The organism is Phyllobacterium brassicacearum, assembly GCF_003010955.1.
Taxonomy (GTDB): Bacteria; Pseudomonadota; Alphaproteobacteria; order Rhizobiales; family Rhizobiaceae; genus Phyllobacterium; species Phyllobacterium brassicacearum.
Genome location: NZ_PGGO01000016.1, coordinates 1 through 15,515 on the forward strand (window position 1 = coordinate 1; position 15,515 = coordinate 15,515).

The 15,515-nt window shown below is 57.6% G+C and carries 13 protein-coding genes and 4 pseudogenes; 14 read left to right on the forward strand and 3 right to left on the reverse strand.

The genetic code is table 11. The annotated features are described in order from the left end of the window. From CU102_RS19325 to CU102_RS19350, 8 genes and pseudogenes are all read left to right on the forward strand, one after another. A pseudogene (locus tag CU102_RS19325) lies at positions 1-187 on the forward strand (IS630 family transposase); the annotation flags it as partial. Next, positions 184-306 (forward strand): hypothetical protein, encoded by a 123-nt coding sequence (locus tag CU102_RS30885; protein WP_280951911.1) that lies wholly within the window; start codon positions 184-186, stop codon positions 304-306. The pseudogene CU102_RS19325 and the gene CU102_RS30885, both read left to right, overlap by 4 nt. Before the next feature lie 334 nt (positions 307-640). Next, positions 641-2,056, forward strand: coding sequence for an NfeD family protein (locus CU102_RS19330; protein WP_106712856.1), 1,416 nt, complete (start codon positions 641-643; stop codon positions 2,054-2,056). Between the two features lie 14 nt (positions 2,057-2,070). Continuing rightward, positions 2,071-2,826 carry a slipin family protein gene (locus CU102_RS19335; RefSeq protein WP_106712857.1) on the forward strand — a complete coding sequence of 252 codons (756 nt, stop codon included), beginning with the start codon at positions 2,071-2,073 and terminating at the stop codon, positions 2,824-2,826. Between the two features lie 584 nt (positions 2,827-3,410). Continuing rightward, positions 3,411-4,400, forward strand: coding sequence for an AraC family transcriptional regulator (locus CU102_RS19340; protein WP_166648560.1), 990 nt, complete (start codon positions 3,411-3,413; stop codon positions 4,398-4,400). Positions 4,401-4,459: 59 nt separating this feature from the next. Then, entirely contained in the window at positions 4,460-5,668 is a 1,209-nt protein-coding gene (locus CU102_RS19345) for an MFS transporter (RefSeq protein WP_106712749.1), read from the forward strand. A gap of 189 nt (positions 5,669-5,857) precedes the next feature. Further along, positions 5,858-6,039: pseudogene (locus tag CU102_RS30120) on the forward strand (IS110 family transposase); the annotation flags it as partial. Next, positions 6,040-6,294 (forward strand): annotated as a pseudogene (locus CU102_RS19350) (transcriptional regulator); the annotation flags it as partial. Between the two features lie 198 nt (positions 6,295-6,492). Here CU102_RS19350 and CU102_RS19355 read toward each other — a convergent pair. Beyond that, positions 6,493-7,176, reverse strand: a complete 684-nt coding sequence (locus CU102_RS19355) for a hypothetical protein (protein ID WP_106712750.1) — start codon at positions 7,174-7,176, stop codon at positions 6,493-6,495. A 1,881-nt stretch (positions 7,177-9,057) separates the two neighbouring features. Here CU102_RS19355 and CU102_RS29930 point away from each other — a divergent pair. Then, entirely contained in the window at positions 9,058-9,249 is a 192-nt protein-coding gene (locus CU102_RS29930; protein WP_106712753.1) for a hypothetical protein, read from the forward strand. Next, positions 9,212-9,445: pseudogene (locus CU102_RS30450) on the forward strand (sodium-independent anion transporter); the annotation flags it as partial. The gene CU102_RS29930 and the pseudogene CU102_RS30450, both read left to right, overlap by 38 nt. A gap of 328 nt (positions 9,446-9,773) precedes the next feature. Here CU102_RS30450 and CU102_RS19380 read toward each other — a convergent pair. Together CU102_RS19380 and CU102_RS19385 are read right to left on the reverse strand one after the other, a co-directional pair. Then, on the reverse strand, positions 9,774-10,784 hold the full coding sequence (locus CU102_RS19380) for an NAD-dependent epimerase/dehydratase family protein (protein ID WP_106712754.1): 1,011 nt from the start codon (positions 10,782-10,784) through the stop codon (positions 9,774-9,776). 420 nt (positions 10,785-11,204) lie between these two features. Further along, positions 11,205-11,543, reverse strand: coding sequence for an HlyD family efflux transporter periplasmic adaptor subunit (locus CU102_RS19385; protein WP_106712755.1), 339 nt, complete (start codon positions 11,541-11,543; stop codon positions 11,205-11,207). Between the two features lie 332 nt (positions 11,544-11,875). Between CU102_RS19385 and CU102_RS19390 the strand changes: the two genes are divergently transcribed. From CU102_RS19390 to CU102_RS19400, 4 genes are all read left to right on the forward strand, one after another. Further along, the gene (locus CU102_RS19390; protein WP_106712756.1) at positions 11,876-12,361 is read left to right on the forward strand and encodes an adenosine-specific kinase; all 486 of its coding nucleotides are present in this window, start codon (positions 11,876-11,878) and stop codon (positions 12,359-12,361) included. 679 nt (positions 12,362-13,040) lie between these two features. After that, complete coding sequence (locus tag CU102_RS29455; protein WP_146146476.1) at positions 13,041-13,262, forward strand: hypothetical protein; 222 nt, start codon at positions 13,041-13,043, stop codon at positions 13,260-13,262. A 37-nt stretch (positions 13,263-13,299) separates the two neighbouring features. Then, positions 13,300-14,832, forward strand: coding sequence for an MFS transporter (locus CU102_RS19395; RefSeq protein ID WP_106712757.1), 1,533 nt, complete (start codon positions 13,300-13,302; stop codon positions 14,830-14,832). Between the two features lie 161 nt (positions 14,833-14,993). Beyond that, a complete protein-coding gene (locus tag CU102_RS19400; protein ID WP_106712859.1) occupies positions 14,994-15,410 on the forward strand; it encodes a YybH family protein in 417 nt (138 codons plus the stop codon). The last annotated feature ends 105 nt before the right edge of the window (positions 15,411-15,515 follow it).

The window sequence follows — 15,515 nt, forward strand, 5'->3', positions numbered from 1 at the left end:
GAAATATTCCCCCGACCTCAATCCGATCGAACAGGTCTTTGCCAAGATCAAGCACTGGATGCGCCAGGCTCAAAAGCGAACCGTCGACGACACCTGGCGCCATCTCGGCTACCTCGCCAACACCATCGAACCAGACGAATGCGCCAACTACTTTACCAACGCAGGATACGCTTCGGTGAAAACATGAAACGCTCTAGCACACCGGCGGGGATTGAACTGGTTCACATGATGCGCAAGCAGCAAGGCCTGTTTGCCTGCAGTCGTCCACTTACTCTCAAAGAGCAGTTCGAGGCAATCGCCGCCTGAAATGTATCATGAGGTAGGGCACTCTCTAGCCAGTTCCAGAATTTGAAACACAACCCTATCACTGTATCACTCCTGCATGGCGTGCGATGAAATCTCGGCGAGCGGCGAGAACAGGTATTCAAAGATCCGCCGCTTCCCGGTCAGGCGTCATTCACCCAGCTTTCGCAAGCTTGCTCCAGGCGTGCGCTTGGGCTCGGTGTTGAGAAGTTTTCTACGTCATCGCCTAACACGGCTGTCCAACTGTGCTTCCGATGTTCGTAGACGGAGACCGGCAAAGCTCAGACAGATATATGGCAGAAAAACACGCTCTGATGTAAGCTCAACCATGGAATTGATGAGGAAAGTCGGAAAATGGTTCGGATGCGGCCGTGCCGCACTCATCGTTGCTGTGGCGCTAGTCGGCATCCTCAACTCAACGCTACCGAACGGAGCACAGAGCGTCCGTACAGCGCTGGTGCTGCAACTCGAAGGGGTTATTGGCCCGGCTTTGTCCGATTATGTGGTGCGCGGCCTCGGAATAGCGGCGCAGCGCAATGCATCGCTCGTCATTGTACAGATGGACACTCCCGGCGGCCTCGACACGTCGATGCGCGCCATTATACGCGCCATGCTAGTCTCGCCTATCCCAGTCGTCATATATGTCAGCCCAAGCGGCGCCCGGGCAGCAAGCGCTGGCACGTACATCCTTTATGCCGCCCATATAGCTGCAATGGCGCCCGGTACCAACCTTGGCGCTGCGACTCCCGTGCAGATCGGCGATCTGCCATTTCCAGGAGGGGGTGAGGACGAGAAGGCTAAGGATCAGGATACGAAGACAAAAGACAATGGTGGTGCGACACCGCCGGCCTCGCCCCGCAACCCGATGGAAGCAAAGGCGATCAACGATGCCAGTGCCTACATCCGCTCGCTTGCCGAATTGCGCGGCCGCAATGTGGCCTGGGCGGAAAAGGCAGTGCGCGAGGCGGCAAGTCTTTCCTCCAGTGCAGCGCTCAAGGAAGATGTAATCGATATCGTAGCAACGAGCATGGACGACCTTATTGCACAGGCCAATGGCCGTATCGTCAGCGCTGGGGGCAACAGGATTACGCTTGATACCAACGGACTTGTTCTGGAGCAGATCAAACCCGATTGGCGCACGCAACTACTGGCCGTCATCACAAACCCCAACATCGCGCTCATCCTGATGATGATCGGGATTTACGGACTTATCTTCGAGTTCCTGACGCCCGGATCGTTTTTCTCTGGAACAATCGGCGCGATCTGCCTTCTGGTCGGCCTTTATGCTCTTGCCGTCCTTCCGGTGAATCTTGCCGGACTTGGTCTCATCGTCCTTGGCCTTGCGCTGATGGCGGCCGAAGCGTTCACAACTTCCTTCGGTGTCCTCGGTATTGGCGGCGCCATAGCTTTCGTGTCCGGCGCAACAATACTTATGGACACTGACATTCCGGCCTTTCGCATTTCCTGGCCGGTAACCGGCGGCATCGCTCTTGCCAGTCTGGCGCTTTCCTTGATCGTGATCCGCCTGGCACTCTTTTCGCGCAACCGCCCGGTTGTGACAGGCAGCGAAGAAATGGCGCGGGCCCATGGCGAGGTCCTAGACTGGCGTGGCCGCCGGGGACACGTCCTCGCTCATGGCGAACGGTGGACGGCGATGTCCGAAACTCCGCTGAAAAAGGGCCAGAGGGTGCGGGTAGCCAGCATCGAGGGAATTATCCTCAAGGTTGAACCCGATCAGCCGGACAACAGCTAATGGAGGATTTGCCGATGTTCATCACCGTTCTTGTTCCGATCATCGTTATTCTGCTGGTCCTGTTGGCTGCTGCCATCAAGATTCTACGCGAATATCAGCGTGGCGTCGTCTTTACGCTTGGTCGCTTCACCGGGGTCAAGGGCCCCGGCTTGATCATCCTCATCCCTTTTGTCCAGCAAATGCTGCGGGTCGATCTGCGGACAGTCGTCCACGATGTGCCGAGCCAGGACGTGATCTCGAAAGACAATGTTTCGGTGCGCGTCAACGCAGTGCTCTATTTTCGCGTCATAAATCCCGAGCGAGCGATGATCCAGGTCGAGGACTTCCTGATGGCGACGAGCCAGCTTGCCCAAACGACGTTGCGTTCCGTCCTGGGCAAGCACGATCTCGATGAGATGCTGGCCGAGCGAGATAAACTCAATAGCGACATCCAGGAAATTCTCGATGCTCAGACCGATGCATGGGGGATCAAGGTGGCAAATGTCGAGATCAAGCATGTCGATCTTAACGAGACTATGGTGCGTGCAATTGCACGGCAAGCCGAGGCGGAGCGTGAACGGCGGGCAAAAGTCATCAACGCTGAAGGCGAACAACAGGCGGCGCAGAAGCTACTGGAGGCCGCTAATATTCTCGGTCAGCGACCCGAAGCAATGCAGTTGCGATACCTCAGCACTTTGAACGTGATTGCTGGTGAGAAAAACTCAACGATTGTGTTTCCATTTCCGATGGAACTTGGCGAGTTCTTCAAGGCGACAACGGGAGTGAAATAGCGGTATCAGAGAATTGGGCGGGCCATCCGCCCCTTTCTTTGAATCAAGTGAAGCAAGGATCCGCGAAAGGCATCTATCACCGACAGAACGGAAAGCTCAAAAGCGCTTGACCTCAACACGCCGAATAGAGAGATCCTCTTAAATTGCTGTGAACACGGACTTTTCGGGCAACATTAAAGATGACTTATGCCCGGACGGATGATTTCTGCAAAGGTACTTTTATTGACGTTTCAGGAACCTGAATTTGTCGGTCAGTTCGCCGGTAGCGATGAGGTCGTGCTGATCAAATGGCCGTTAGTACACCATTTGCCAGCCGATTGTTGAGTGACGCCACCAATCGACCCATTTTTCCATCTGCGATTGACCACAATTGATCGAGATAAAACGAAGATAAATAATAAGCTTCTAATAGAGTTGGTGGGTCAGCGCTGAATGGCAAAGTGGTAGAAATCAACAGCAGCGGCCTCTTCAGAGTCCGCCGAACTAGCATACTATGCCTTCGCGCTGAAAGTGGATGGAAAGGCGGTTGTGTAGAACAACGGTCTCCACTTGCCTGCCGGACGCTCGGCATATATATTGGCCAAATGCTTGACCATTCGTCCCGACCGTCTTCGCCGCCGCATATCCCGATGGATGCGCTAAGCGAAGTCCTACAAGACTTTCGCTTGAGTGGCGTCAACTATGGCCGCTGCGAGCTCCGACATCCATGGAGCATCGCCTTTCCGCAACAACCGCTGCTTCGTTTTCACTTTGCCAGCCAGGGTCCATGCTGGATCCATACCGAAGTGCAAGGCTGGCAGGAGTTGCACGCTGGCGACCTGGTGCTGCTGCCGCAAGGCATCGCCCATCGGCTGGCCAGCGCGCCGGACGTTATGGGCGACTCGCTCAAGGGTTGCCAAGTGACCAAGTTGGGGAGCAACGTCTGCGAAGTGGTGCGGGAAGGAACGGGCGCGACCAGCACCCTTTTCTGCGGCTCCATGGCCTTGGGCGCCTGTGCGCTTAACCCCTTGATCACTTTGATGCCGCCAATCATCAAGGGCTGCGACGTGGCCGTCAATGACCCGATCGTTAGTCCGTTGCTCGCGGCTATGACGGCTGAGGCTGCACAACCGCAGATGGGCAGCGCCACCATCTTATCACGAATGGCGGACCTGCTCACAGCGCGGCTCATCCGCTGCTGGGTCAATTGCACCGGAGCCCCGACCACCGGCTGGCTCGCCGCCATCCGCGACCCCCATATTGGCCGCGCCCTGGCAGCCATGCACCGAGACCCCGGCCATAACTGGACCCTCGAAAGCCTCGCCGGCCTGGCAGGCCAATCGCGCTCGATTTTCGCCGAGCGCTTCAGCGCTGTTTTAGGGGAAGGCGCGGCACGCTATCTCGCCCGGCTGCGTATGCAGCTTGCCCGCGAGTTATTGGGGCAAAGCGGCATGTCGGTTGCCGAGGTCGCTACCCGTTTGGGCTATGAGTCCGAGGCATCCTTCGCTCGCGCGTTCAAGCGCATCACCAGCGTCTCGCCGGGCGTTGTGCGACGCACAATATCCGGACGAACGGACATGGATTTCGGATTTTGAGATACATATCATCCGAAAAGACTCGTCTATGAAGATCTCCAAACCTTGGAGATACCTCAATGACGGACACAACATTACAGCTTGATGGCGCGGTGACAGACCTTGATGCCGCTGCGCCAGCCGCGTGGAGCGCAGCCACCTGGTTCGCGGTCCTTTCGATGGCGACCGCCAGCTTTGCGCTGGTGTCAGCCGAGTTTCTGCCGGCGGGCCTGTTGACGCCAATGGCGCGCGATCTCGGCATCAGCGAGGGAACGGCCGGACAGGTCGTCACAGCCACTGCTTCCGTCGGCGCCGTGACGGCCATTTTGAGCAATGTTCTCATCGGCCGCTTGAACCGCAAGACGGTGTTGGTTGGTCTCAGCGCCTTGGCGATCGGCTCCAATATTCTTGCGGCGGTAGCGACCGAGTTCTGGCTATTATTGTTAGGTCGGGCCGGGCTGGGCATCGCCCTCAGCGCTTTCTGGGCGCTTTCAGTTGCTGTCGTAGCGAGGCTGGTGGGCGCCAATGCGACAGGTCGGGGCATGGCCATCGTCACCCTCGGCGTCTCGCTCGCCACCATTGCCGCACCGTCAATGGGTGCATTGATCAGCGACTGGTTGGGCTGGCGCAGCGCCATGGCCATGACAGCGGGGCTGGCCGCGCTTGCCATGCTGCTGCAGTTGCTCAGCCTGCCGACCTTGCCTGCAACCACAAGCAACAGTCTTGCCGATGTTCTTCGGCTGACACGGCGGCGTGGCATTCAACTCGGCATGCTTGCTATCCTTTTGCTAATGACGGGGCATTTTGCTGGCTCGGTCTATGTGCGCCCCTTCCTCGAACAGGTTACGCTCCTTGCAACCGGGCCGATTGCCCTGGCACTGCTCGGCTTTGGCATCGCCGCTGTGATCGGTAATATTGCCGGTGGCCGCATGGCCGACGCCAATATCCGTATTGCCCTTACGGCCACCGCCGCGTTAATGGCGTTTGCGGCGCTCGCTTTGGTACTTTGGGGCGTGCATATCGGCGTTGCCTTCGGCTTCGCTACGATGTGGGGCTTCGCCTTCGGCATGGCACCGGTGGTGCTGCCAACCAATCTGTCCCGCGCAGCGCCTGATGCGCTGGAAGCAGCGGGCAGCCTGATGGTCACTTCTTTTCAGGTCGCCATCACTATTGGCGCGGTTGCCGGCGGCTATGTCGTGGACACCTATGGCGCCACGGCGCCCTTAACTCTTACTGCCATCCTTGCCGCATCGACAGCCGTGCTGGCGCTGCTACAGTCCCGCAGCTAATCTTTGCTGCTGCGCGGTAGATGAAGCAACCAGACGTCATCGCCAGGTTGCAGGGGCCGAAATTGCAGTAAGCCCTTGGCGCATCTGCAAGAGCAGTTCCCGATGAGGTATTAAGCGATTTTCGAAGCACAGATCGGAAACATCAGACGGTTTCGTGCTCGAAAGTGGCGACGACTGATGGGGATAAAGGAGGCGACTTGCGAAGCTGCAATGCGACCGACCATGCGCTTTGTGGCGGTTAAAAGCGAAACCCGGCAGGCGTCCCCGCCGCTGTCTTCAAGGTACGTGATGTGCTGGTGCGGCAAAGGACGCAGATTATCAATGCCCTGCGCGGCCAAATGGCTGAGTTCGGGGTGGTGGTGCCACAAGGATCGGCGCAAAAGGCGCGGCCTGACTGGCCGGCGCTACTCCGGATTCAGGCGTGCTGCCACACGGCCTTGGGACATAGTCAGGAGGCTCGCTGCTTCGCCGCCGCTGCAGGCGATCTCCCGGAGCCTGCCGGCGATGCGCTTGGTCCGCTCAGAGATGGCAACAAGGAATGGGCGACCCGCCTCGAGGGCCTGCTGCGAGAGGCGGAACATCAAACGACCGGTTCCGGTCGTAACGCCATCTTTCCCGAAGACTAGGCAAACGACCGCTTTCCTAGCCGACGCTTGGCCACCGACGAGAAATGCGCCGATGCGAACGTCGAATGCCGCCTAACATTGCCACTTCTACGAGAACGAATTTCCTCCAGAGTGGCTCAGCGACGCAGATCGTAGGAAATCATCGATTCGGCGGAGTTGGCGCGCCATTTCACAGTCGAAGACTCGAACTGTCCTCGCTCAGCGCACAGGACCACTCAGCATGTGATCCGCCAGGCTGTAGCAGTGGCTCGCCTGATAGGCGTTCCGACCCCGGTTCATGTGCGTCAAGTTGAACGCCCGGATGGCCCGCAACGCACGGCGCGCCGCGAGGAATTTGCCGATCGAGGAGCAGCCGCGGACCTTGATGCCGAAAATATCCTCGCCGCGGGGGAAGAAATAGCCGACGTCTTCCGGCGTCATGACACAGCGCTCGAGGAAAGCTTCGTCCACCTGGCCCTGATCGAGTGAATGGTCGGTGGTGAAATCGGAAAGGTGCACCACGAATAGCGCGCGGATGCCCTCACCGTCCGCATAGAGGGAGAAAAGCTCCATCCAGCTCGCATTGACGCGAACGAGCGCCTTGCCCGGAGTCGACGGCAGACAGGAAACCGACCAGTAATGCCGCTCGGTCCGGCGCGGGATCGGGATGCAGTCGCGGCCGTAGCGCCGGAGAATCTCCAGGACCTCTTGCGCCTGCGGCCGGCGCAGCAGCTTCTCAAACCGCGCAACGTATCTGAGACGCAGTTCCAGGGACTCCGAGCGCTCGTCGGCGTCGGGCAGGATCGTCTTGCCCTGCATCCAATCGCGCTGCTGCTGGAGATCCAGGAATCGGCGCAGACCGGTGGTGTTTGGGCGGCGAGTCGCGCTCACGTCAGGTACCATGTCGGCCCATACAGTTCGGATGGGGTGTCGGCAATTCGATCAGCCTAAAATACCGCCCCATCGAGCGCAAATCGACCGAAATTCTCACGCTGCATGTCACATTCACCTCGTTGCAGTCGTCATTGCCATCCTCATAACCGGCGGCAATCATCTTCATGTATCTCGGCCAGGCTGTCGCGCTGCAGTTAACCATGAGAATGCCGCCTTAATGATTTCAATGAGTTGGCTTTGCACTTAATTTGAGAGCGTGCAGTTTATTTGAGAATTCAGCGCTAAACACTGCAGTGAATTTGATAAGCGATCCCAACAGCGTCGGCCCTTGTCGCTGCTGGCGGATGCAGGCATTCAGGCATTACGTTCGTCAGAAAATTCTATCAACTTCCAGTAGATAGCCTCACGAGACGGTTAGTAACTGAATTCCCAGTATTGCAGTTAATTTGAGAATCTAAGCGACTTCATTCTCATATAAAGTGCAGCAGTCAAGCGCAAACGGCCGCATTCTTACGATTAACTGCAGTGCGACAGTCTTTTTTACCCATGCACGCGGCATCGAATGTACTGACGATCAAGGATGTTCGGCTCATGTGCGAGTGTGGTCCAGAACGGGCGATATTCAATAGGGACAATCATGCATGCCACGGACAATCATGCATGCCACGGCGCACCATTCTGACCGAGCGTCAGCGTGAAACGCTGTTCGCCTTGGTGATCGCGACGATAACGCCGCCTAAATCGACGGGGCCTCCGAAATGCGCTATGTCACAATGACTTGAAGGGAACAGCACGTATGACATTCGCCAGGCTTCTCACCCTTGTCATGCTTTGCATCTCGACGATCTCGGCTCACGCACAATCCGATCAGTCAAAGCAGATGGCCGGGTGATGTCGGGTTAACTTTTCGTCATCGGTTTCGGATGTAATCGCTGCAGTCCTGCCATTCCATAGAATCCTTGTCCGCTCACTGCTTGCGCGCCTCGCTCAATCGCGTGACGGATCATAATAGTACAGCTCAATCACGTTGACCCGCAGCCCAGCCTGCCAATAGCGCGTTCGCCCCCGCGCGACCAGAACGGGACCCACTCCGGCCGAAACACGAAGGCACGCTTCTGAGAAGCGCAACGTCTGGAAACTGGGCGTCCCTGCTGCTTCCGGGGGCTACAAGAAGGGCGACTATCCTTGGCGTTTGAAATTCAATAGTTGCCTCCTGAGTTGCCTCCTGAATTGCCTCCTGAATTGCCTCCTGAGTTGCCTCCTGTAGATGCGGCGGGCGCCGTGCGTTGTGAAGATCCGCCTTGCGTGGCGACGCAGGCGGAAACGCTGAAGCAGATCAGTCCAAGAAATACAGCAAAGAAGAGGGCTTTTATTGACATCTGAGGTCACTCCTTTGTTAGATCGGGCGCCCAATGCGCGCGATTATGTGCTAACGGCCTTCGGACCTCTTTTATTCGAAATGTTTGCCTTACGCGGTCGCAACAGAGACTGGCTTGCGTTTTTCCTCGGACTCACCATCGAACTCTCTTTTTTCCAAGCTAAAGGGATAGGGATCATTGCCCCTCCCCACACTGCGGAGTGCTAGAAACACGAAATGGAACGCTCTTCGGGCAATGAGCGAATGATCGTTGGTTGCAGAGGCACGAGGAAATGCCTCGTCCAGTATGGAATGATAAGATGCCGACGTCCGTCAATTTGCATGGTTCAGTCGAGTTCATCACATGTTCAACAGATTCCGGAGGGCCGAACCCGCAAGAGCAACTGTTGATTAAGGCCGCAGGCTGTATACTCGCGGCCGGACGGTCATCATTTCCGTCCATGTCGCGACGGCGACCGCCGACGTTGGATGCCGACGATCCCGCCGCTCTCACTTCAGAGAGGGCTCTTTAATTGGACGCAGCCAACCGATCGCAGCAGCATCAGGCAACGCCGAGCTTTGCTGAACTTTTCACTCCCAAGCTGATCACCGTCCTGCGCGAAGGTTATGGCCGCACGAAATTTCAGGCGGATCTGGTTGCCGGGTTGACGGTTGCAATCGTTGCACAATTTCATTCTCGACTGCTCCGCGGTGCCTTAGCTTGATTCCACAGCGGCCAATGTCATCGAAGCCTCGGCGCGCAAGGCGGAACGGGCAGGAGTCCGGTTCTTCATAACCGGTGCTTCGCCAAGTGTGCGGCGCATGCTGAGCTCGCATGGTGTACGCCCGCCCCGCGTTGCTTATGCCGCCACCATCGAGGACGCAAAGGAACTGCTTCGCTCTTCAGCTCATGGAACCTAGTATCGTTCCAGCCTCCATCTTTGGGGAGCGGGAAGAGAAATCATTCGACTGAGCCCCGTTGCTGAGCGTGATAAAATGAGGCATGTACATCCTAGCAAGCATCGGCAAATGTTCGTTTGAAAATGCCGATAATGGCAGATTTCGATTGGTTCCTAAATTGTCTACAGTGACTTATCAGACTAAGAGACGCCACTTCCACGCTGGGTCCACAGCAGCCCCTCAAGTGATGAAATGTGAACTCGAGCAGAGTTGGTAAGCAAGCTTGCTCGAGTTACCGACGCTGCGGACCCAGTCAGAAGACATTTGCGATGCGTGCATCGCTGCAAAGTCAGCTCAGAGCAGCCCGTTCCTTTTCGGGCGAAACGCCACATTTCAAGGGACGTTCGCGATTAAGGCGATCCCATCGCAAAACCTGTTCTAACGTGTCGGTGGGAGGTCGAGTGGTGAGTCCCGCCGCATGCGCTTTTCCGGTATCGACCTGCATCAAGTATCGAAACGATGGAACTGGCGGTGCCATCAAAGGCATTTCCGACCAGGCCTCGATCTCGGCGTCCTTCAGTTTTTGCTCACTCACCCAGACAAGTTCGGCACCCGATTCTGAAATTCGGATGGCTTCATTGAGGACTGCGCAAAGCGGCATTTCGGGACCGGTTACATTGTAGATCCCTGAAAGCTCCGACACCGCGGCGTGTACGGCAAATTTGGCGGCGTCACGCGCGTCGATCAACTGGATTGGCCGAGAGTGCGGAGCCGGCGCAACGACCATACCTCCTTGGTCGATGCGTCGTACCCACCAGGTTAAACGATCCGTGTAGTCGCCCGCTCCTGCAAGCAGCCCCACGCGCAGTGAGATCGCTTTCTCCCCCAGGCGGTCGTGGGCGAGGATCTCGCATGCGCGTTTGAGCGGACCATAGGATGCCCCATAGGCGGCGGCGTTGCCGCGATTCCTTTCCGGTACATTTCGCGCGACCTCGACATCGGCCTCATTCGCCGTTGGAACGGCATCTGACTCGTTCAGTAGCGGCTTCAAGAAGGTCCCATAGGCTGAGATCGAAGAAACCAAAACATACCGCCGGAAACCCAACCCGATTGCGTCAAGCAAGTTTTCGACAGCGTCAGGCGAGAAAGCGCAGGTATCGAAGACAAAATCGAACTGTTCATTCCGGAGAGCAACCAGAGAGCCATAGCGATCGCCGTGCAATGTCCGCGTTCCATCGGGTAAATCGCGCTTCGTTCCTCCGCGCGAAAGGACGGTTACCTCGTGACCTGCTCTGGCGATGCTGTCGACGATCGCTCCTCCCAGAAAGCCGGTTCCGCCAACAACAAGTGTCTTAAACATCGTTCATCCATTCGCACTGTGCCCGTAGCAGGTCGATCCAAGGACTACCGCCCGATAAAGGGTGCATTATGGTTACAACGCAATGGCGAAAAGTTGAAGGCTTCATCGTCCCTACGCTCAAGATTGCCATTCCCTTCAGTTGAGGGGCGCGGGCATCGCTGGAAGATGCCGATAGTCCGACGGGTTTCAACACGATGAACGCCAGATAATTCATTGGCTGTGACGGATCGGCTTGCTTTTATCCAGTCGCTGAGCTGCCAAGAGATAAGGAGGGGTCAGTCCAAGGTGCTGGGAACTTTTCTCGGGAGGAAGGTGACAAAGGCGAAGTTTAGCGGGCCGTGAAACCGCGTGGCGACCCGCCAAAAACACGATGCTGCCTTAACGTGACATCGCATAAATAACACCCTAGTTGTATTTTTCTTAGGCTTGAGTTAGGGAATCTTCGAATGGATTGGACTTGCGCGAATGCAACATAATGACGTCGATCGCAATTCGTTGAAAGCCGCACCGTCCTCCTTGTTCCGGATGGAGGCCATTGTCGCACGGCAGGATGCCTGGCTTGGGCGGACCGTCTTGCTGCGGCCGCAACATGACATGGGCTTGCTCATGCATGAACCCGATCTTGCGACTTTCACCGAAGAGATGGACGTCAAGTTGCGTCGCTTCAGGAAGGATCGAAAGGAGGGGGGTCCCTGCGGCTACAAATTGCCCCTGCTGCACGAGCACAGCCGTGACTGTTCCGGCCCGTGGCGCCGACACAGGCGAACCTCCTTGTCACGGGGCACTCAAATGGGGTCTTCCTCAATCTGTGTGATGATTTTTTTATAAACTACCTGTCCTTGGCTATCTAACAGAACATCGTAAGCCTTCGCGACGTTCCAAATCTATCAGGCTGGCCCCATGGATACCGCCTTATGCCAGTTCCAGTCACCTTCCTGGGTGCCGCGAGTGGTGAAATTGGGTTTGGGCTGCTGCAAAATGGTGTCGTCCCTGACTGGAATGCCAAGACGGGCGAATCGGCCGCCTGTGGCGGCTTGAAATCGCCTTCCGTCGGCGTACCATTACGTTGCCTACCTTGAAGGAGCGCAGCCATGGAACTCACCGTCGTGCCCATCGTCAAGCCGGACGCCGCCAACTTCATTTTTGGCCAGTCGCATTTCATCAAGACTGTGGAAGACCTCCACGAGGCGCTGGTAGGCGCGGTTCCTGGCATCCGCTTCGGACTGGCCTTCTGCGAGGCCTCCGGTAAGCGGCTGGTGCGCTGGTCGGGTAATGACGAAGCCGTGCTCGCCCTCGCACGCGACAACGCATTGGCCATTGGCGCCGGCCACACTTTCCTGATCTTCCTGGGCGAGGGATTCTTTCCCGTCAACGTGCTGGCTGCGGTGCGTGCGGTGCCAGAGGTCTGCCGCATCTACTGCGCGACGGCCAACCCGACACAGGTGATCGTCGCGCAAACGGAGCTGGGCCGCGGCGTGCTCGGCGTGGTGGATGGCGCCTCACCGCTGGGTGTCGAAACCGACGCGGACATTGCATGGCGAAAAGACCTGCTGCGAAAGATCGGCTACAAGCTGTAGTGGCTGGATGAAGCCGAAGTCGACGGGCCTGCATCGACAATACCGTCAAGCTCATGACCCAGATGCCCGGACCGTTCCACGCAACGTGGCGGTGACCGCGCGCTACGGCGCGTATGGTCGCCGCATGCCATGCCTCTGGCGGTCGCTCTGGTTGCCCATCACGAGGACTTGCGGCGCAGCACGAGGAACAGCGTCGGTGCGCATAGGGCCGCAGGCGTACGACAAGGCCAACGACCATCGAGGGCGAGATCATTGACGCGAGCGATTGCGGAGCAGCTAAACCGGTGCGCGACCAGATTGGAGAATCTCCGTGCCTGCCCCTCGCCTCGCCTGGTCCCATCTCGCCGGCCGCGAGGTCCTCTCAGACTGGCCTGGAACGGCCGGACACACGTCAGCACCCGACCACTTTGTTCATCGCCACCCGTAAGATTTTGCTTGCATCCGGCGGGGCGTCCACACACGTTCCTTTGAAAATCTCGATAAAGGCACATTCGGCTTATGCCTAAGTCTCCGGAATTCCATGAGATCAGTTTCACGTCGCGGAACAGCATCCCACAAGAGTAACGATGTAGTCTAGGCGACTGTTGCGGGAGGCCGCACCGCATAGATGTGTGCGGATTAGCGAGGAGATCACGACACTGTGACCACGGTTGCAACATCAAGTTGTCGGATTAACCCCGTGCGGATCGTCGTTCGGCTAAAGGCGCCGATTGCGTGCTCCATTGTGAAAGGAAATGTCATGTCGATGCTGAAAACGCCCATCGGTACACTCAACTCCCTCATCACCTCGTCGCTATTTCTGACCTTGCCCGTCTGGGAGGAGGATCTGGGTGGCTACCCAGCTCTGATTAGCGGTGGACAAAACGCGCCGCGCAGCCCCTTAAGCGCTGTCTCCGGCTGAGGAGAACGTCTCTACTGTCTGTCACAAAGGAATCTTCATGGCAGCCACTCGACCCCCAAAAGCAACGCGGCGCGAATGGTTCGGGCTTGCCGTGATCGCACTGCCCTGCCTGCTCTATTCCATGGACTTAACGGTCCTCAACCTCGCAACGCCGCATCTCAGCGCCGATCTTGAACCAACGAGCTCGCAACTGCTGTGGATCGTGGATATTTATGGCTTTCTGCTCGCCGGCTGCCTGGTCACCATGGGCACCTTAGGCGACCGTATCGGCCGCCGCAAATTGCTGCTGATTGGAGCCGTGGCATTTGGTGCGGCCTCAGTGCTAGCCGCCTTTTCTACCAGTGCACCAATGCTCATAGCCGCCCGGGCCGTGCTTGGCATTGCGGCCGCTACACTCGCGCCCTCGACACTTTCCCTTATCCGCAACATGTTCTTGAACGAGCGCGAGCGGACCTTTGCGATCGGCGTATGGATCGCCAGCTTTTCGGCCGGCGGTGCAATCGGTCCGCTGGTCGGCGGCGTTCTACTCACCTATTTCTGGTGGGGATCGGTGTTCCTCATCGCGACTCCGATCATGGCGCTGCTGCTCGTGCTTGGCCCAATTTACCTACCCGAATACCGTGATCCTGCGGCCGGACGGCTGGATATCATAAGCGCAGCCCTATCGCTCGTTTCCGTTCTTGCCGTGATCTATGGGATCAAGCAGGCGGCCGAAATCGGCTTCAATTGGGTTACGCTTTTGAGCGTGGCAACGGGCGTGGTCTTCGGTGCCGTGTTTGTCCGGCGCCAACGGGTACTGCGCGAACCCCTGATTGATCTCGAGCTGTTCCGTCAGCCGGCCTTCAGCGCCGCCCTCGCCGTCAATGTCCTCGGTTTCTTCGTTGCCTTCAGCGCTTTTTTGTTCATCGCACAGTTTCTTCAACTGGTGTTGGGTCTCACGCCTTTCGAGGCGGGGCTCTGGAGCGTACCCTCAGGGCTTGCCTTCGTTGCCGGCTCGATGCTGACGCCGCTCCTCGTCAAAGGACGCCGGCCGACATCCGTGATGGCAACAGGCTTTTTACTCGCGGCGGCGGGTTTCCTAGTTCTTATCCGTGCCGGCGAGCCGGCCACCCTCCCGACAACCATCCTCGGCTACGCCGTCTTCTCGCTGGGGCTTGCACCGGTTTTCACCTTGGCCACCGACACGATGGTTGGTTCCGTTCCACCCGAGAAGGCCGGTATGGCCTCCGGCATCGCGGAAACCAGTAGCGAGTTCGGGGGCGCGCTCGGCATTGCCCTCCTCGGCAGCCTTGTTACGACGATTTATCGGAGCCGGATGAACAATGCTCAGCTGGATGGGATACCGGCGGAGGCGGTCGAGATGGCTCGCAATACACTCGGAAGTGCGGTCACCGCGGCGCGGCAAATCCCTAAGGAAAATAGCGACGTCTTGCTCGTGATAGCCCAAGACGCGTTTGCGCGAGCCTTCACGTGGGTTTCCGCGGTGAGCGCCGCGCTCGCCCTCCTCGGGGCGCTCCTCACCGTTCTGGCGATTCGTCGGTGGCACCCCGGTTCGAGGTCTTCCCATTGAGATCGATAGTTGCTGAGCTCGGAGCCACAGGGCCAAATGGGGAAACCTAGAACAATTGCCTCGTTAGTCGGTCGAGGGCTGTACTGACAATGATTGCCTGACTGACGAAAACAGCCCAAGCTGTCGCGCCGATTAGGTGATAAGCGAAGGAGACCATGGCGATGCCATCAAACAGGAAATCGGGCGCGGAAGCCGAAATCAGCGAACTCATCGAAAACTGGGCCAGGGCAGTGCGCGAACAGGACTTGGATGGTGTCGTGGCCGGACATGTCGAGGACATGGTGATGTTTGATGTCCCGCCACCTGTTCAAGTGCGGGGCATCGAAGCCTACCGCGAAACATGGCCGCCATTTTTTGACCACCAGAACAGTGATTCCGCCGCAGCTTTCGACATTGTATCACTTGACGTCACGGCAGGCGAAGAGATTGCGTTCGCAACCGCCATACTTTCCTGTGGGACAAGAGAAGATCTGGAAGAAAATCCGGAGCCTCGCCTTCGTTTGACTGTCGGGCTGCGCAAGGAAAGCGGGCACTGGGCCATTGCGCATGAGCACCATTCGTTTCCGGCCGAATCGTAGCCTCGGGTGGAGCTCTCCGCCACTTCTTACAAATTATCTCTATATTTCAATACATCGCGGGCGGTGTAGTGCTACAAAAGTAGCGACGACCAATGGGGGAAAGGG